Raw genomic sequence first — 17,889 nt, 5'->3', positions numbered from 1 at the left:
GGGATTCGCTCCGGTCTCATCCTTCTCCATGTCCGAAATATGATTGCATCGGGCGATGGTAATTTAAAATTCTATATTGTCTATGGCGAAGTTTTTTGAGTTTCGTCGGTACTGATGCGTGGCGAAAGGGGGCAAGTTTGGACGCATTTTATACAGTTGTTTTGGTCTGCTCGGCGCTGGTTTTGCTGGCTGCTTTTTCTTCTATACTTGCGTTTAGATTTGGCGCGCCTCTTCTTTTACTTTTTCTGGGCGTCGGCCTGATTGCCGGTGTTGATGGTCTGGGTATTGATTTCAGCAATAACGGGCTTTCACTCATGTTCGGCTATGTCGCGCTTGCTGTGATCCTGTTCGATTCAGGCTTCGGAACACCGATCGAGGCGTTCAAGACTGCCGCCGCGCCCGCCATGCTGCTGGCCTCGGTGGGCGTGCTGATCACAACCGGCCTCGTTGCGATCGTCACCATCTACCTCACGAATTTCTCGTTCCTCGAAGGCCTGCTGCTTGGCTCGATCGTCGCTTCGACGGATGCCGCGGCCGTGTTCTTCCTGCTGCGGATCAGTGGCATCAACATCCGCGACCAGATCACTTCTACGCTGGAAGTCGAATCCGGCACCAACGATCCGATGGCGATCTTCCTGACGATCATGCTGGTCAACTTGATCACGTCGGGCCAAGGGTTCGCCGGCTTCAATCTCGCGCTTCTGATGTCTTTCGTCCAGGAAATGGGTATCGGCCTGGTTGCCGGTCTTGCCGGTGGCTGGCTCATCGTTGCCGCCGCGAACCGTTTCGACGAGGATCGCGGGCTGGCGCCGATCCTGGTGCTGGCACTGGCGCTGCTGGTGTTTTCGATCACCGGTGCGCTGCACGGCAGCGGCTTTCTCGCGGTCTATGTCGCGGGGCTTTATGCCGGCAACAAGAAGCTGCAGTCGCGGCTGGCGATCAAGCGTTTTCAGGATGGCATGACGTGGCTGGCGCAGATCATCATGTTCGTGATGCTCGGGCTGCTCGCGACACCGTCGCAGTTCAATGTGATCATCGTTCCGGCAATCGTGCTCGGCCTCTTCCTCATCTTCGTCGCGCGTCCGCTGGCGGTGTGGCTCTGCCTGCTGCCGTTCGACTTCAACCAGAAGGAAATTACCTTCCTGGCCTGGGTGGGTCTGCGCGGCGCGGTGTCGATCCTGCTCTCCATCGTCCCCATTCTGTCGGGGCTCGAAAACGGCCAACAATTCTTCAACATCACCTTCATCATCGTGCTCGTCTCGCTGGTGCTGCAGGGCTGGACGATCAAGCCGGTGGCGCGCAGGCTGGGCCTGATCATTCCCAAGCAGACCGGCGAGGTCGACCGCCTGGAGGTCGACCTGCCGCGCTCGTCGAGCCATGAACTGGTGGCCTATCGCGTGATCAAGGACAGTCCGGTGCTGACCGGCGAACGTATTCCACGCTGGGCGACACCGTCGCTGGTGATCCGCGACGGTCGGTCGATGCGCTATCAATATGCCGGCCGGCTGCGCGAGAACGATCTTGCCTATCTCTTCGTGACGCCGACCTTCATTCCGCTGCTCGACAGGCTGTTCGCCAGCCGTGCCCAGGTCGATGTCGATGACGAAGAATTCTTCGGCACCTTCGCGATTTCCCCGCACCGTCCGGCGCGCGAACTCGATGCGGCCTATGGGCCCGGCCTGCTGCTGGAATCTGAGAAGAGCATGACGGTCGGCGAGATGATGCTGTCGCGGCTCGGCGGCAAGGCCGATTATGCCGACCGCGTTCGTCTCGGGCCGATTATTCTCATCGTGCGCGACATCGACGAAACCAACCATGTCTCCTCGATCGGCATCTCCATGGAAGCCGTCGAGCCGCGGCACACGCTGCCGGTTTTCCTCAATCTTCACGAGATTGCCGAGCGCGTGCGCAACAAGTTCAAACCCTCGGCTTAGAGGCAAATCGCGGCTTGCGTCTGATGCCTGCCGTAGTATGTTCGCGCCGGTTTCAACATCAGCGCGGAATGCTCATATGCCGTCTTTCAAGACCCTCGACGATCTCAACGACATCATCGGCAAGCGTGTCCTCGTGCGCGTCGATCTCAACGTGCCGGTGTCGGATGGCAAGGTGACCGACGCGACGCGCATCGAACGCGTGGCGCCGACCATTCTCGAGCTCTCCGATAAGGGCGCCAAGGTGATCCTGCTGGCGCATTTCGGTCGTCCGAAGGGTGGGGCGGATCCGGAATATTCGCTCAAGATCATCCAGTCCGCCGTCGAGGCCGTGCTCGATCATCGCGTTCAGTTCGCCAGCGACTGCATCGGCGCGCCGGCAGCGGAGGCCGTCGCCGCGATGGAGAATGGTGGCATCCTGTTGCTCGAAAATACCCGCTTCCACAAGGGCGAGGAAAAGAACGACCCGGATTTCGTCAAGGCGCTTGCCGCCAATGGCGATATTTTCGTCAACGACGCCTTCTCGGCCGCGCATCGCGCTCACGCCTCGACCGAAGGACTGGCGCATATTCTTCCCGCCTATGCTGGCCGTACCATGCAGGCCGAACTGGAAGCGCTGGAAAAGGGACTCGGCAATCCGACGCGTCCGGTCGTCGCGATCGTCGGCGGTGCCAAGGTCTCGACCAAGATCGACCTGCTCAAGAACCTGGTGAAGAAGGTCGATGCGCTGGTCATCGGCGGCGGCATGGCAAATACTTTTCTGGCCGCTCAAGGCATCAATGTCGGCAAGTCGCTCTGCGAGCACGATCTCGCCGAGACGGCGCGTGAGATCATGGCCGAAGCCAAGAAGTCGGGCTGCGATATCGTGTTGCCGGTTGATGGCGTGGTGGCCCGCGAATTCAAGGCCGGTGCCGCCAACGAGACTGTTTCGGTGAAATCCATTCCCGCCGACGCGATGATGCTGGATGTAGGTCCGGAATCTGTTGCCTCGGTCAATGCCTGGATCGGCAAGGCCAACACGCTGGTCTGGAACGGTCCGCTCGGTGCCTTCGAGATCGAGCCTTTCGACACGGCGACCGTCTCTGCCGCGAGGCATGCCGCCGAGGAAACCAAGGCCGGCAAGCTCGTCTCGGTAGCAGGCGGCGGTGATACGGTCTCGGCGCTCAATCATGCCGGCGTTGCCGATGATTTCACCTATGTATCGACCGCCGGCGGCGCCTTCCTGGAATGGATGGAAGGCAAGCCGCTCCCGGGCGTCGACGTGCTGAACAAAGCAAAATAACGAGTGGACAAATGGCGGGATTTCCCGCCATTCTTCTGCCAAAGGGGAAGGACAGCATGAGCAACGGCACGGGAACCTGGCTTGTCCTGCTATTCGTGCTGATCGCCTTTCCCATTTTCTTTTCGGCGCTCTGGGTCAGCATTACCCTGCTCATGTCGTTCATCGGCGGTTGGGGAAAGGTGGCGAAACAATATGCGGCCAGTGAGCGTCCGGCGTCCGGAGCTGTGCTCCAGTATGTTACCGGCATGTTCGGCGTGGCGAGCTACAAGCGCGTGCTGACGGTGATCACGACTGACGTTGGTCTCTACATAGAGAATCGTAAGGTCTTCCGCCCGGGGCATCACCCTCTCTTCATCCCCTTTTCCGCCATCCACAATGCGCGCAAGCAAACGCTGTTCTTCTGGGAATATGTCGCTTTCGACGTAGATGATCTCGCCAGCGTTCGACTGCCGTCGAAGGTGTTCGCCGGCACGCCGATCGAGATTGCGAGGTAAATGTGTTGACAATGTCACCACATAGGCGCACTTATGGCTGATGGCTGGACAACCCGAAACATCCGAAGTCAATATTCATCTCCGCGCCCGGTCGGGCGATCGGGATTTGATCGATCGCGCCGCAAATATTTCGGGGACCAACCGGTCGCAGTTCATGCTGTCATCTGCACTCAAGGAAGCCACAAACGTCCTTCTTGACCAGACGATGATTCGTCTTGATGCCGAAGCGTTCCAAAAAGTGCTGACTTGGATGGACGCGGTTCCTTCGGAGGCTGAATCCAAGGGCATCGACCGCCTTAAATCTGTCAAATCAGATTGGGCCAATGGCTGACCAAGCGCGGTTCGACCATCCGGTTGTTATCGATCCTGATCACGATCTGTTGTCATTTCAATGCGGCGAACCCATCCTCGATGATTGGCTCAAAACACGCGCGCTCAAGAACCTTGCGCTGGGTGCAAGCAGGACATTTGTGACCTGTCACGCGGGTTCGAACAGAGTGGTGGGCTATTACGCACTTTCGATGGGTAGCCTGTTTGCGATCGACACGCCTGGTAGCATTCGCAGGAATATGCCGGAGATCATTCCATCGGTTGTTCTCGGTCGACTTGCAATCGACGAAACCGCCCAGGGTCACGGCCTCGGCGCGGCCTTGTTGCACGACGCTGTCAATCGTAGCCTCGTGGCTTCCCAGAATGTCAGTGCCCGCCTAGTCGTGGTGCATGCCATCTCGCAGAGAGCGGAACAGTTCTACCTCCGCTTTGGATTCGTCAGAATGCCGGTGGAAGACAGGACCCTGGCGCTCGATTTGGTCAAATACCAAAAACGTTAAGGTCGCGCCTTCGTGCTCCTGGGCGTGGTCAGCAGAAGCGTTGTTTCGCTGCTGGTGATGCCCTGGATGAGGCGGATGCGACGCAGTACCGCGTCGAAATCCGGCAGCGTGCCGGCGCCGAGTTCGGCGATCAGGTCCCAGCGGCCGTTGGTGGTGTGGATGGCGGATATCTCGGAGAAGCCGTTGAGCGCCCTGAGCACGCGGTCCGCGGAATGGCCTTCTACTTCGACCATCATGATGCCGCGCACCGGTAGCGCGGCGGCATCGGATTTCAGCATCACGGTATAGCCGATGATCTCGCCGGATTGCTCCAGCCGCTCCATGCGTGTTCGTATCGTCGCGCGCGCCATGCCGAGTTCGATGGCCAGATCGGAGACGCTGCGGCGCGCGTTATGTCTCAGCAAGGTGATGAGTTTTTGGTCGAGATCGTCCATCATGTTCCAATATGGCGGTCAAATTCATCAGAATGATAAGTTGAATCGCTAATTTTGCCAAATCATATTGTTCACATCGCCACCTCTATATGGTCCAATTCAGCCCAAGGAGAAATTCATGAAGATCACGCTTATCGGTGCGCCCGTTCAGGAAGGTGCAGGACGCCTTGGATGCGATATGGGACCGGCTGCGTTTCGGGCTGCTGGCCTTGCCGGCGCTCTGCGCGATCTCGGCCACGATGTCACCGATGCCGGCAATGTGTCGCCGCCGGTGCCGCACACATTCGATCATCCGAACAAGGCGCTCAAGAATCTCGGCGAGACCGTCGCCTGGACCGAGGCGCTTGCCTATGCCGCGTTTAACGAGAGCAAGGATGCCGTGCCTGTTTTCATGGGCGGCGACCACAGCCTCTCGGCAGGCACCGTAGCGGGCATGGCGAAGCGCGCCAAGGCGCTCGGCAAGCCATTCTATGTGCTCTGGCTCGATGCACACACCGATTTCCATTCGCTGGTCACCACGACGTCAGGCAACCTGCATGGGACGCCAGTCGCCTATTTCACCGGCCAGCCGGGCTTCGAAGGCTATTTCCCGACGCTCGAAGTGCCGGTGAAGCCAGAGAACATGTGCATGATGGGCATTCGCTCCGTCGATCCCGCGGAACGTCGTGCCATTCGCGAGGCCGGCATCCAGGTTGCCGATATGCGGATGATCGATGAAGAGGGGATCGTGGCGCCGCTAAGGCGGTTTCTCAAGGAGATCGCGGATGCGGGCGGCATGCTGCATGTCAGCTTCGACGTCGATTTCCTCGAGCCCTCGATCGCGCCTGCAGTCGGCACGACCGTGCCCGGCGGTGCGACCTTCCGCGAGGCGCATCTCGTCATGGAAATCCTCCACGACAGCGGGCTGGTCTCCAGCCTCGACCTCGTCGAACTCAACCCCTTCCTCGATGATCGCGGCCGTACCGCTTTCCTCATGACCGACCTCACCACCAGCCTTATGGGCAAGCAGGTGATGGACAGACCCACCAGGAGCTACGCATGATCCCGAACCTCAACATCGTCCCCTTCGTCAGCGTCGACAACATGATGAAGCTCGTGATGCGGACGGGGGTCGAGACCTTCCTCACCGATCTGGTCACCTATATCGAAGAGGATTTCCGCCGTTGGGAACTGTTCGACAAGACCCCGCGCGTCGGTGCACATTCGGAAGCCGGCGTCATTGAACTGATGCCGACCAGCGATGGCACGCTCTACGGCTTCAAATATGTCAATGGCCACCCTTATAATACCCGCACCGGCCGCCAGACGGTCACGGCCTTCGGCGTGCTGGCCGATACAGCGAGCGGCTATCCGACGCTGATCACGGAAATGACGATCCTGACCGCGCTGCGCACCGCCGCGACGTCAGCCATGGCCGCCAAGTATCTTGCGCCGAAGGGTGCCACCACGATGGCGATCTTCGGCAATGGCGCGCAGTCCGAGTTCCAGGCGATGGCGTTCAAGGCCGTGCTCGGCATCAACAAGCTGCGCCTCTACGACATCGACCCCAATGCCACCAGGAAATGCGCGCGCAATCTCGCCGGTCACGGCTTCGAGATCGTCGAGTGTGCTACGCCGGAAGAAGCGGTCAGTGGCGCCCACATCCTCACCACGGTGACGGCAGACAAGAAGAATGCGACGATCCTGACCGACAACATGGTTGGCCAAGGCGTGCATATCAACGCTGTCGGCGGCGATTGCCCCGGCAAGACCGAGTTGCACAGAGACATCGTGCTCAGGTCGGAAATCTTCGTGGAATATCCGCCGCAGACCTGGATCGAGGGCGAAATCCAGCAGTTGGACAAGTCCCATCCGATCAACGAACTCTGGAAGGTCGTCGCCGGCCAGGCCGAAGGCCGCACCGACAATCGCCAGATCACGCTGTTCGATTCCGTCGGCTTCGCGATCGAGGATTTCTCCGCGCTACGCTATCTGCGTGACCGACTCGCCGGAACGGGCCTTTACCAGGAACTCGATCTGCTGGCCGATCCCGATGAACCGCGCGATCTCTACGGCATGCTCTTGCGTTCGGTGAAGCAGGACGTTAAGGTCGCATAGATCAATTGATTGATCAAACGACCAAGGAAGTATTGCACGCAATACAAGTTGGTCGCTTCCGATCAAAACTGTCACCTTTTCGTAACAGTTTCAAAACTTGGTCTTTTCCCGCCTTCAAATTTTTACAATTTTGCTATTATAGAGCATTCCATACCTCTTGTGCGGCGCATCCGTGATGTCCACATAGCGGGTGTTGTCGGTCCCACGTTCGTTTTGCCCCGCCGGTCGAGGCAGCGTGTGATTGACGGACTGGATGACGACCGCGTTGCAGTGTGATTGGCGCGAAGTCCGCTAGCGGACTTGTTGCATTGCAGCAAAAAGGGTATGCTCCTGGCTTCGGCCGGGACCGGTTTATCATTTCAAACTTCGACCACCGGCCAGGGACGATGAAACATGTCTATAAGAAAGTTAGCGTTTGCTATTGCCGCCTCGGTTTTTGCGGCCTCTCCAGCCTTTTCCATTGCCGCGGATGACCCCGCGGCCGTCACCCAGACAGCGGCCAAGCCGGCCGATGACAAGGCAAACCTCCCAGCGATCCGGGTTATGGACGTTCGCGAGCGCAAGCTCGTCGATCGCGTCATTGTTTCGGGCACGATCCAGGCGGTCGAAGAGGTCTATGTCCAGCAGCAGGTCGAGGGCCTCAGGATCGAGGATCTCAAGGCCGATGTCGGCGATTCCGTCAAGGCGGGCGATGTGCTTGCCACGCTGTCGCGCGACGCGCTGATCCTTCAGAAGAGCCAGTTGCAGGCCAACCGGGCCAAGGCCGAGGCCGTTGGCGCCCAGTTCCAGGCACAGCTCGTCGAAGCGCAGGCGAACGAGGCGGAAGCCCTCCGCCAAGCCGAACGGGCGGAAAAGCTCGTGAAGAGCAAGGCGATCGCCGTGTCGCAGGCAGAGCAATTGCGGGCAACCGCAACGGCCTCCACCGCGCGCGTCAATTCCGCGAACCAGGCAATCCTCGCCAATGTCGCCGACATCAAGGTCGTCGATGCGCAGCTTGACGATATCGATCTCAAGCTGGCACGGACCGAGGTGAAGACCCCGGTCGGCGGGATCATTTCCGTGCGCAGTGCCAAGATCGGCGCGATCGCGCTCGGTGGCAGCAATCCGCTGTTCACCATCATTCGCGACAATGCTCTGGAATTGAAGGCCGATGTCGGCGAAGGCGATATATTGAAGCTCCATGCAGGCCAGGTCGTTCATCTGGCGGTTGCCGGCACGAGCACGAAGACGGAAGGCAAGGTGCGTACCATTGATCCCGTGATCGACCAGACGACCCGACTCGGCACGGTCAAGATAACGATCGACGATGCCTCCGCCGCTCGAATCGGCATGTATGCGACCGCCGAGATCATCATTTCGGACCGTAATGTGTTGACCCTGCCGCTGACCTCGGTGACGACCGAAGACGGTGCGCCGATCGTTCGCCTGGTCGATGGCAAAGGCGTCGTCAAGCTGACGACGGTGAAAACCGGCGTGCAGGACGGTGACTTCGTCGAGATCGAAAGCGGCCTGAAGGCTGGGGATATCGTGGTCGAGAAGGCGGGCGCCTATGTCCGCGACGGCGACCGCGTGAACCCGGTCTTCCCGCAGACCGCATCGAACTGACGGGGACGCGATCATGAACTTCTCCGCGTGGTCCATCCGCAATCCCGTCGCGCCGCTTCTGGCGTTCTTCCTGCTGACGGTGCTCGGCATCAAGTCGTTCTACGATTTGCCGATCACCCGTTTCCCCAATATCGACGTGCCGATCGTCTCGGTCAGCGTGTCGCAGGCGGGTGCTGCTCCGGCCGAACTCGAAATGCAGGTGACGCGCGAGGTCGAGGACGCCGTTGCCGGTATCGCCGGCGTCGATTTCATCCAGTCGACGGTCAATGACGGCGTATCGACGACCGCCATCATGTTCAAGATCGAAGTGCCCTCGGACAAGGCGCTGCAGGACGTCAAGGATGCGATCGACCGCATCCAGTCCGACCTGCCGGCCACGGCCGAGACGCCTGAAGTCACCAAGATCGACGTTGAAAGCAACGCGATCCAGACATTCGCGATCTCTTCGCCGAACATGACGCTCGAAGAGCTTTCATGGTTCGTCGACGATACCGTCAAGCGCGCGCTGCAGGGCAAGCCTGGTGTTGGCCGCATCGACCGGTTCGGTGGCGCCGATCGCGAAGTTCACATCGAGCTCGACCCAGCGAAGCTCAACTCCTATGGCATCACTGCCGCGGATGTGAACCGCCAGGTCAGGAACACCAATGCCGATATGGGTTCCGGCCGTAGCCAGCTTGCCGGCGCCGAGCAGGCGATCCGTACGCTGGGCGACCAGCGTGACGTCAAGGCGCTCGCCAATACGACGATCTATGTTTCGGCCAACAGGTTCGTGAAGCTCGCCGATCTCGGCACGATCACGGATACTTATAAGGAGCCGACGTCGTTTTCACGCTTCAATGGCAATCCGGTCGTCTCCTTCGCCGTGTTCCGCTCAAAGGGCGCTTCTGAAGTCACGGTTGCGGAGACCGTCGCGGCCGGTCTAAAGACGATCCGCGAAAAGAATCCCGAAGTAAATATCCAGCTCGTCGATGACGCAGTCTACTTCACCTACGGCAACTACGAATCCGCGATCCATACGCTGATCGAGGGCGCCCTGCTTGCCGTTATCGTCGTGTTCCTGTTCCTAAGGAACTGGCGTGCGACGTTGATCTCGGCCGTTGCACTGCCACTCTCGGCGATCCCGACCTTCTGGATCATGGACATGATCGGGTTCTCGTTGAACCTCGTCTCGTTCCTCGCCATGACGCTTGCGACAGGTATCCTGGTCGATGACGCGATCGTCGAGATCGAGAACATCGCCCGCCATATCAAGATGGGCAAGTCGCCATATCGCGCGGCTATCGAGGCTGCCGACGAAATCGGGCTCGCCGTCATTGCCACCAGCTTCACCATCATCGCGGTCTTCGCACCGGTGTCGTTCATGGGCGGCATCCCCGGCCAGTACTTCATCCAGTTCGGCCTGACGGTGGCGATCTCTGTCTTTTTCTCGCTGGCGGTGGCGCGATTGATCACGCCATTGATGGCTGCCTATCTAATGCGGGCATCCGACGCCAATCTCGACCATGGCAGCCATGGCAAGGAAGGCTGGATCATGCGCGGCTACACCGCGCTGATCGGCGCTGTCACGCACCGCTGGTACGGTCGTTATGGCACGCTGGTCGTATCACTTGGGGTGCTTTTCGGCTCCTTCGTGCTCCTCGCAAGCGTCCCCGGCAGCTTCATGCCACCCGAGGATGCCGGCCGCGTTATCCTCTCGGTGGAATTGCCGCCGAGCGCCAAGCTCGAGGATACGGATGCGCTGACCAAGGTCGTCGGCGATCGCATCAAGGATATCGAGGGAGTCGACAGCATCTATATTCTCGGGGGCTCGTCGCCGAAGGGTGATCTCGAGCTGCGCCGCGCGTCGATCTATGTCAACCTCGACAAGATCGAGCATTCACTGCTCAAGAAGATCGTCAACGATGTCTTCGGGAAACTCCCTGTTGTGGGTGCCTACATCCCGAAGATGGAAATCCACGGGCGTACGGTTCCGCAATGGGATATCGAGACGGAAATCTTCAAGCGTGTCACCGATATTCCGGATGCCCGCATCCTGAAGCTCAACGACCGTGGCGAACGTGACGTCGCCTATAACCTGACCTCGTCCAATGCCAAGGATCTGGACGCTGCCGCAGCGCGCCTGGAGGCGGATCTGCGCAAGCAGAAGGAACTGCTCAACGTCGGCGTTGAAGGTGCTCTGCCTCGCTCGGAAATCCAGATCAGGCCCGACCCGGTTCGCATGGCGCGACTTGGTATCACCACCGCACAGGTGTCCGAGCTGGTCCGTGTCGCCACGATCGGCGACATCGATCAGGCGCTTTCGAAGGTCTCTCTCGATGATCGCATGATCCCGGTGCGGGTCCAGCTCAATCTCACGGTTCGTCGCAGCTTGGCCGAGATCAAGGCGCTCAAGATTCCGACGAATACGGGCGCGAGCGTGCCTCTGGCCTCGGTCGCCGATGTCAATTATTCCGAAGGCCCGAGCATGATCAAGCGTTACGACCGCAATCGCGTCGTGACGTTGGGTGCCAGCCTGCCGCCGGGTGTGGCGCTTGATCAGGCCATGGCAGCGTTCAACAAGTCCGTCAAGGATGTGAAGCTTCCGCCGACGGTGCAGCAGCTCGAAAGCGGCGACACAAAGATCCAGGGCGAGATGATCCAGGGCTTCGTGACCGCTATGATCCTCGGGATCATGCTGGTCTTCGCAGTACTTATCCTTCTATTCAAGGACGTGCTACAGCCGATCACCATCATCTTCTCGCTGTTCCTGGCGACCGGCGGCGTCGCAATCGCGTTGATCATCACCAACAATGCGATGTCCATGCCCGTCATGATCGGCATGCTGATGCTGATGGGTATCGTGGCAAAGAATGCGATCCTGCTCGTCGACTTCGCGGTCGAGATGATGCATCGCGGCATGAAGCGGTCCGAAGCCATGGTGGAGGCGGGCCGCAAGCGTGCCCGTCCTATCATCATGACGTCAATCGCCATGTCGGCCGGTATGCTTCCCTCGGCGCTCGGTGTAGGCGAAGGCGGTGCCTTCCGCGCGCCGATGGCCATCGCGGTCATGGGTGGCATCCTGGTGTCGACAGTGCTGTCGCTGGTTGTTGTGCCTGCCTTCTTCCTGATCATGGACGATCTATCCCGTCTGCTTGGCTGGATCTTCGGCCGCTTCTTCGGCAAGAAGGACGAGGAGATGGAGGTTCTCGAAAACGAGGATCTGACCCGGCTGCTCAACGAGAACAGCCGCACGATCTCCTCGCTCGAGGAACGCCTCCAGCGGATCGAAAGCGACAGGCCCGACACCGAGACGACGCCGGCCGCAGCGAAAAGCCGCCGGGATTTTGCTGCCAATGACAGGGAGAGCAAGCCGCTCGCCGCGGAGTAAAGCTCTCCATTCCATGACAAAAGACACAAACCCGGCCACGTGCCGGGTTTTTGCTTTTTCCGGGAATATTTGCCCGGAATTGATCCAGATCAATTCGGTTGCCCACGCTTCCTGTACTGTGGAGCATGCCGGACCTGTCATCGGGAGACCATGGATTGCACAAGAGCCTGAAATTGAATGCGCGCGACCGGGACGTTCTGTCCAGATCGCGTTTGCTTGCCTCTCTCGATCCGCGGCTGCAGAGAAGGATGCTGGACAGCGCCGTGGTGACTGCCCATCCGAACCGGGAGATCCTGATCGAGATGGACTCGCGGCCGCAGGAGTTCTTCGTGGTGTTGAGTGGGCATGTCCGTCTCTACCGGCTCGAAAAGGACCGCCGCGAGGCGGATATCGCGGTCTACGGCGCCGGCGATGTCTTTGCCGAATGCGCCATGTTTCTCGATGAATGCTATCCGTTCCAGGTGCAGGCTGCGGAGGCGACGACACTCGCCCGCTTCGATGGAGAGAAAATCCGGCCAATGCTCGTCGAGGAGCCCGCGCTCGCGCTGTCGCTGATGCGGATCATGGCGTTCCATGCGATGGATGCCCGTCTCAGCGTCGCCAACGACCGGCTGCACACCGCGCCTCAGCGCGTTGCCAAGTACCTGCTCGAGCTTTGGCACGCCCATGGCGGCCCCGGCAATGCCTTCAAGCTGCCATTCCAGAAGAGCTTGCTCGCGGGCAAGCTGGGCCTCGCGCCGGAAGCGCTGTCACGTGCCTTCTCCATGCTCCGGAAAACCGGCGTTTCCATTCGCGGCCGCATGGTGCAGATCACCGATGCCGAGGCGCTGAAGAATTTCTGACGGGAAAGGTGCTGGAGCGGGTGAGGGGAATCGAACCCCCGTATTCAGCTTGGGAAGCTGCTGCTCTACCATTGAGCTACACCCGCACGGCCTTTCAAATCCGATACATTCGGCCTGCTGTCAAGGGCCGTTAAGACTCTCTCAGCGCGGCCATGTTAGCGTCACCCTTCGTCAAACAGCGGGGGTCGGCACATCATGTCAGGGCAATCGATCCGTCTCGCGGAGATCATGGGCGCGCTCAGCCACGCGCTCGATATGACCGAGGGCCAACCGGCGGGTCACTGCATCCGCTGCTGCTGGATCGGCATGCAGATCGGTCGGCAACTCGGCTTCTCGACGGAAGAACTTGGCGATCTCTATTACACCTTGCTCCTGAAGGATCTCGGCTGTTCGTCCAATGCGGCACGCATCTGCGAACTTTACCTGGCCGACGACCTGACGTTCAAGAAGGATTTCAAGCTCGTCGACTCCAGCTTGAGTCAGGTGCTGGGCTTCGTGCTGAGCCACACAGGATTGCAAGCAGGGCTCGCCGAGCGTTTTCGCGGCGTGCTCAACATATTGCAGAATGGCGGCACGATCTCGCGGGAACTGATCGAGACGCGCTGCCAACGCGGCGCCGAAATTGCGCGGCAGATGCATTTTTCCGAGCCCGTGGCTCATGGAATCCTCGATCTCGATGAACACTTCGACGGCGGCGGCAAGCCGCAAGGTCTGGCCGGCGCTGTCATCTCGCCATTCGCGCGGATTGCCCTGATGTGCCAGGTGATCGACGTCTTCTATGTCAGCGGCGGCAGGGATGCCGCATGCCGGGAAGTCAGGCGCCGCAGCGGTTCCTGGTTCGACCCGGCCTTCGCGGATGTGTTCCTCAGGCTTGCCTCTGATGAGGCTTTCTGGAGCACGCTCGCCTCGCTTGAACTCAGCGAGATCGTGCTCTCGTTGGAACCCGGCCAGTCGGCGCGCATGGCTGACGAGGACTATCTCGACGACATCGCCGCAGCCTTCGCGCGTGTCATCGATGCCAAGAGCCCGTTCACCTCTGGCCATAGCGATCGCGTGGCGCTGTTCACCGACATGATCGCCGAAGAGATGGCTTATGATCTGCCGAAGCGGCGCTGGATCAAGCGCGCCGCTCTTCTGCACGATATCGGCAAGCTCGGCGTCAGCAATTCGATCCTCGACAAGAATGGCAAGCTCGATGGACAGGAATGGGAGGCAATGAAGGACCACGCCGCTCATTCCGAGGCGATTTTGCAGAAAATCACCGTCTTCTCCGATCTCGCGCGCGTCGCCGGCGCCCATCACGAGCGCCTCGATGGCAAGGGCTATCCGCGCGGGATTTCGGGCGATGCAATCTGCCTCGATACAAGGATTATTTCCACCGCTGACGTATTCGATGCGCTGACGGCGGACCGGCCTTATCGCGCTGCCATGCCGATCGCCAAAGCGTTCGCAATCCTTCATGAAGGTGCCGGCGCGTCGCATGATCCCGTCTGTATCGCAGCGCTCGAACGTGCGATCGCGCGTATCGAATTGCTTGAAGCTGCGTGAATAGCTCAAGATAAGCCTTCCTTCCCCGAGGTCCGCCTTGCTAAGAGCGAGCGGTGAAAATCAAAAGGGAAGGCGAGACATGGAGCGCTTGCAGGGCCTGATCGAGTCGCGCGTATTCGATCTCACCATAACATGGCTGATCGTGCTCAATGCCGTCACGCTCGGGCTGGAGACCTCGCCTTCTATCATGGCGAAGTACGGCGACCTGTTGCATCTGATCGATCATGCGCTGCTCGGCGTTTTCGTCGTCGAGCTGATGGCCAAGATCGTGATCTACAGGACTGCCTTCTTTCGCGATCCCTGGCGTGTCTTCGATTTCCTGGTCGTAGGTATTTCGTTACTGCCGGCAAGCGGACCGCTTTCGATCCTGCGTGCGCTTCGCGTGCTGCGTGTCCTGCGGCTCGTCTCGATCATCCCTTCCATGCGGCGCGTGGTGGGCGGCCTGTTCCTAGCGCTGCCCTCGATGGGGTCGATCTTCCTGCTGCTGATGCTCGTCTTCTACGTTTTCTCAGTCATGGCGACCAAACTCTACGGGGCGGATTTTCCGGTCTATTTCGGCAATATCGCCGCCTCCGCCTTCACGCTGTTCCAGGTCATGACGCTCGAAGGCTGGGCGGCCGAGATCGTCCGGCCGGTGATGGACAAGCATCCTCAGGCGTGGATGTTCTTCCTGCCGTTCATCCTGGCCACGTCGTTCACCGTGCTCAACCTGTTCATCGGTATCATCGTCTCGGCCATGCAGACCGAGCACGAGGCGGAGGTGAAGGAGGCGCAAGCCGAGATGGAGGTGGAGCAGGCGGAAATCCTGCGCGAGCTTCGCGAGATCCGGCACGAACTCGTCGAACTGCGCCGCGCGAAACACGGATGAGATTTACTCCGCCGCACCCCTGAAATGCTTGGAAAGCTTCAAGCCCTGTGCCTGGTAGTTCGAGCCGAGGCCGGAGCCGTAGAGCGCCTCGGGCATTTCATGCATGTGCTCGTAGACCAGCCGGCCGATGATCTGACCATGGTCGAGGATGAACGGCACGTCGTGGCTGCGCACTTCGAGCACCGCCCGCGCGCCCGCACCGCCTGCCTGGGCATGGCCGAATCCGGGATCGAAGAAGCCGGCATAGTGGACGCGGAACTCGCCGACCAGCGGATCGAAGGGCACCATTTCAGCCGCGTAGAGCGGCGGCACGTGCACGGCCTCGCGGGAGACGAGGATGTAGAACTCGTCCGGATCGAGGATCAGTTCGTTGCGGCCGCGACTGTAGATCGGCTCCCAGAAATCGAAAATGTCATGGGCCGCCTTCACGTCGACATCGATGACCGCCGAATGCCGCTTGCCGCGATAGCCGATCAGCCCCTCCGGGCCGGTTCCCTTGAGGTCGATCGACAGCGCGATCGAGGAACCTGCAATCACAGGCTTTTCGCTGGCGACCAGCGTGTCCGAGAGGTGCAGCGCCAGCATCTCGTCTTCCCTGAGCAGCGACTGGCCGTTGCGGAAGCGGATCTGCGACAGGCGCGAGCCGCGGCGGACTACGATCGGGAAGGTCTTCGGCGAGATTTCGAGGTAGAGCGGCCCCTTGTAGCCCAAGGGAATCTGGTCGAATTCCTGGGAATAGTCGGTGATCACGCGGGTGAAGATATCGAGCCGGCCCGTCGAACTCTTGGGGTTGGTGGAGGCCGAGAGCGAGGCCGGCAGGTCGAGGCTCTCGATCAGCGGCACGATATAGACGCAGCCGGTTTCCAGCACCGCGCCTTCCGAGAGATCGATCACATGCAGCTTGAGCCTGTCGAGCTTATCGGCGACGCGCTTTGATGGCCCCGGCAGGAAGGACGCGCGCACGCGGAACGCGTTGGCGCCCAGCCGGAGATCGAGGCTGGCCGGCTGGATCTGGTCGGCGTCGAGCGGCTTTTCGGATATAAGCCGGCCTTCGTCGAACAATGTCCGGATCGCGCGGTCTGCAAGTATGCCTGCCATTTCATCTCCTAAGGGTCAGGACGGGACAATAGAAATCCATTCCCGTTGACGCAAGAAGGCAGATGCGTTAAGCCCGATTTGTCCCGTGGTGATTTGGCCGGCCGGCTTGCAGCCACGTTAAACAAGTAGCTAAAAAGGCCGGGTTCGTTGGAAACCGGCCTGCTTTTTGCGGCCGGTTTTTTGATGTCTGAAGGTGATGATATGAGCAAGAACTGGCGGCCGGCAACCAAACTCGTCCACGGCGGCACATTGCGTTCCCAATATGGTGAGACTTCCGAAGCGATCTTCCTGACGCAGGGCTTTGTCTATGAGAACTCGGCCGCGGCCGAAGCCCGTTTCAAGGGCGAGACGGACGGCTTCATCTATGCGCGTTACGGCAGCCCCACCAATGACATGTTCGAAAAGCGCATGTGCCTGCTGGAGAACGCGGAAGACGCCCGCGCCACAGCCTCCGGCATGGCGGCCGTCACCGCCGCGATCCTTTGCCAGTTGAAGGCGGGCGACCATATCGTCGCCGCGCGCGCACTGTTCGGTTCCTGCCGCTGGGTGGTCGAGACGCTGGCGCCGAAATACGGCATCGAATGTACGCTGATCGACGGCAAGGATCTCGCCAACTGGGAAAAGGCAATCCGCCCGACGACCAAGGTGTTCTTCCTGGAAAGCCCGACCAATCCGACGCTTGAAGTGGTCGATCTCGAAGGCGTCGCGAAGCTCGCCAACCAGGTCGGCGCGAAGGTCGTGGTCGACAACGTGTTCGCCACGCCGCTGTTCCAGAAGCCGCTCGAACTCGGCGCCCATATCGTCGTCTATTCCGCCACCAAGCATATCGATGGTCAGGGCCGCTGCCTCGGCGGCGTGGTGCTGTCGGACAAGGAATGGATCGACGCCAACCTGCACGATTATTTCCGCCATTCCGGCCCGGCCATGTCGCCGTTCAACGCCTGGGTTCTGCTCAAGGGCCTGGAGACCATGGCACTGCGCGTAAAGCAGCAGACGGAGAACGCGACCAAGGTGGCGGATTTCCTCGCGGGTCACAGCGCGGTCGCCAAGGTGATCTATCCCGGCCGCAAGGATCATCCGCAGGCCGACATTATCGCGCGCCAGATGACCGGCGGCTCGACACTGGTCGCGTTCGAGCTGAAGGGCGGCAAGAATGCTGCCTTCTCGGTGCAAGACGGGCTCGACGTTGTCATGATTTCCAACAATCTTGGTGACGCCAAGAGCCTGATCACCCATCCGGCGACGACGACGCACAAGAACCTGACCGAAGATGCACGCGTCGAACTGGGCATCTCGCCGGGGCTGCTGCGGCTCTCGGCTGGGATCGAGGATGCGGATGACCTGATCGAGGATTTCGACCGGGCGTTGTCGAAGATCGGGAAGTAATTTTAAGACCCCGCCCCAACCCCTCCCCACAAGGGGGAGGGGCTTAACGTGTATCACCGCTCTTTTCTCATCTCACGATCGCCACTTGTGGAGACGTTGCTTTTTGG

Annotated in this window: 15 protein-coding genes, 1 tRNA gene and 1 riboswitch; of the genes, 13 read left to right on the top strand and 3 right to left on the bottom strand. The window is 60.0% G+C overall.

Annotated features, from left to right (window positions below; translation table 11 throughout):
* The first annotated feature begins 137 nt into the window (after positions 1–137).
* The 5 genes from IHQ71_RS20955 to IHQ71_RS20935 all read left to right on the top strand — a co-directional run bounded on the left by IHQ71_RS20955 (position 138) and on the right by IHQ71_RS20935 (position 4,537).
* A complete protein-coding gene (locus IHQ71_RS20955; RefSeq protein ID WP_258158364.1) occupies positions 138–1,934 on the top strand; it encodes a potassium/proton antiporter in 1,797 nt (598 codons plus the stop codon).
* A 76-nt stretch (positions 1,935–2,010) separates the two neighbouring features.
* Positions 2,011–3,213 (top strand): phosphoglycerate kinase, encoded by a 1,203-nt coding sequence (locus IHQ71_RS20950; RefSeq protein WP_258158363.1) that lies wholly within the window; start codon positions 2,011–2,013, stop codon positions 3,211–3,213.
* Between the two features lie 56 nt (positions 3,214–3,269).
* Complete coding sequence (locus IHQ71_RS20945) at positions 3,270–3,707, top strand: hypothetical protein (RefSeq protein WP_258158362.1); 438 nt, start codon at positions 3,270–3,272, stop codon at positions 3,705–3,707.
* 40 nt (positions 3,708–3,747) lie between these two features.
* Positions 3,748–4,038 carry a DUF1778 domain-containing protein gene (locus IHQ71_RS20940; protein WP_258158361.1) on the top strand — a complete coding sequence of 97 codons (291 nt, stop codon included), beginning with the start codon at positions 3,748–3,750 and terminating at the stop codon, positions 4,036–4,038.
* Entirely contained in the window at positions 4,031–4,537 is a 507-nt protein-coding gene (locus IHQ71_RS20935; RefSeq protein WP_258158360.1) for a GNAT family N-acetyltransferase, read from the top strand. Before IHQ71_RS20940 ends, IHQ71_RS20935 begins: the two co-directional genes overlap by 8 nt.
* Here IHQ71_RS20935 and IHQ71_RS20930 read toward each other — a convergent pair.
* Positions 4,534–4,971, bottom strand: coding sequence for an Lrp/AsnC family transcriptional regulator (locus IHQ71_RS20930; protein ID WP_258162899.1), 438 nt, complete (start codon positions 4,969–4,971; stop codon positions 4,534–4,536). The genes IHQ71_RS20935 and IHQ71_RS20930 overlap by 4 nt on opposite strands.
* Positions 4,972–5,089: 118 nt before the next feature.
* Between IHQ71_RS20930 and rocF the strand changes: the two genes are divergently transcribed.
* The 5 genes from rocF to IHQ71_RS20905 all read left to right on the top strand — a co-directional run bounded on the left by rocF (position 5,090) and on the right by IHQ71_RS20905 (position 12,882).
* The gene (gene rocF / locus IHQ71_RS20925) at positions 5,090–6,013 is read left to right on the top strand and encodes an arginase (protein ID WP_258158359.1); all 924 of its coding nucleotides are present in this window, start codon (positions 5,090–5,092) and stop codon (positions 6,011–6,013) included.
* Positions 6,010–7,068, top strand: coding sequence for an ornithine cyclodeaminase (locus IHQ71_RS20920; protein WP_258158358.1), 1,059 nt, complete (start codon positions 6,010–6,012; stop codon positions 7,066–7,068). Before rocF ends, IHQ71_RS20920 begins: the two co-directional genes overlap by 4 nt.
* Positions 7,069–7,461: 393 nt before the next feature.
* A complete protein-coding gene (locus IHQ71_RS20915; protein WP_258158357.1) occupies positions 7,462–8,673 on the top strand; it encodes an efflux RND transporter periplasmic adaptor subunit in 1,212 nt (403 codons plus the stop codon).
* 13 nt (positions 8,674–8,686) lie between these two features.
* Positions 8,687–12,040 (top strand): efflux RND transporter permease subunit, encoded by a 3,354-nt coding sequence (locus IHQ71_RS20910; protein WP_258158356.1) that lies wholly within the window; start codon positions 8,687–8,689, stop codon positions 12,038–12,040.
* Between the two features lie 248 nt (positions 12,041–12,288).
* Positions 12,289–12,882 (top strand): Crp/Fnr family transcriptional regulator, encoded by a 594-nt coding sequence (locus IHQ71_RS20905; protein WP_258158355.1) that lies wholly within the window; start codon positions 12,289–12,291, stop codon positions 12,880–12,882.
* Between the two features lie 12 nt (positions 12,883–12,894).
* Here IHQ71_RS20905 and IHQ71_RS20900 read toward each other — a convergent pair.
* Positions 12,895–12,968, bottom strand: a tRNA-Gly gene (locus IHQ71_RS20900).
* Positions 12,969–13,077: 109 nt separating this feature from the next.
* On the opposite strand from IHQ71_RS20900, the gene IHQ71_RS20895 reads away from it, so the two are divergent.
* Together IHQ71_RS20895 and IHQ71_RS20890 are read left to right on the top strand one after the other, a co-directional pair.
* Positions 13,078–14,430, top strand: a complete 1,353-nt coding sequence (locus IHQ71_RS20895; protein WP_258158354.1) for an HD-GYP domain-containing protein — start codon at positions 13,078–13,080, stop codon at positions 14,428–14,430.
* Between the two features lie 79 nt (positions 14,431–14,509).
* On the top strand, positions 14,510–15,298 hold the full coding sequence (locus IHQ71_RS20890) for an ion transporter (RefSeq protein WP_258158353.1): 789 nt from the start codon (positions 14,510–14,512) through the stop codon (positions 15,296–15,298).
* A gap of 3 nt (positions 15,299–15,301) precedes the next feature.
* Here IHQ71_RS20890 and IHQ71_RS20885 read toward each other — a convergent pair whose 3' ends face one another.
* The gene (locus IHQ71_RS20885; RefSeq protein WP_258158352.1) at positions 15,302–16,396 is read right to left on the bottom strand and encodes a 2'-deoxycytidine 5'-triphosphate deaminase; all 1,095 of its coding nucleotides are present in this window, start codon (positions 16,394–16,396) and stop codon (positions 15,302–15,304) included.
* 75 nt (positions 16,397–16,471) lie between these two features.
* Positions 16,472–16,550, top strand: a riboswitch (SAM riboswitch).
* A 47-nt stretch (positions 16,551–16,597) separates the two neighbouring features.
* Between IHQ71_RS20885 and IHQ71_RS20880 the strand changes: the two genes are divergently transcribed.
* Positions 16,598–17,782: an O-succinylhomoserine sulfhydrylase gene (locus IHQ71_RS20880; RefSeq protein WP_258158351.1), complete on the top strand. Its 1,185-nt coding sequence runs from the start codon at positions 16,598–16,600 to the stop codon at positions 17,780–17,782.
* Positions 17,783–17,889 lie beyond the last annotated feature (107 nt).

The organism is Rhizobium sp. TH2, assembly GCF_024707525.1.
Classification (GTDB): domain Bacteria; phylum Pseudomonadota; class Alphaproteobacteria; order Rhizobiales; family Rhizobiaceae; genus Rhizobium_E.
The sequence above is the reverse complement of the archived record's forward strand: the minus strand, read 5'-3'. Positions and strand labels throughout refer to the sequence as shown.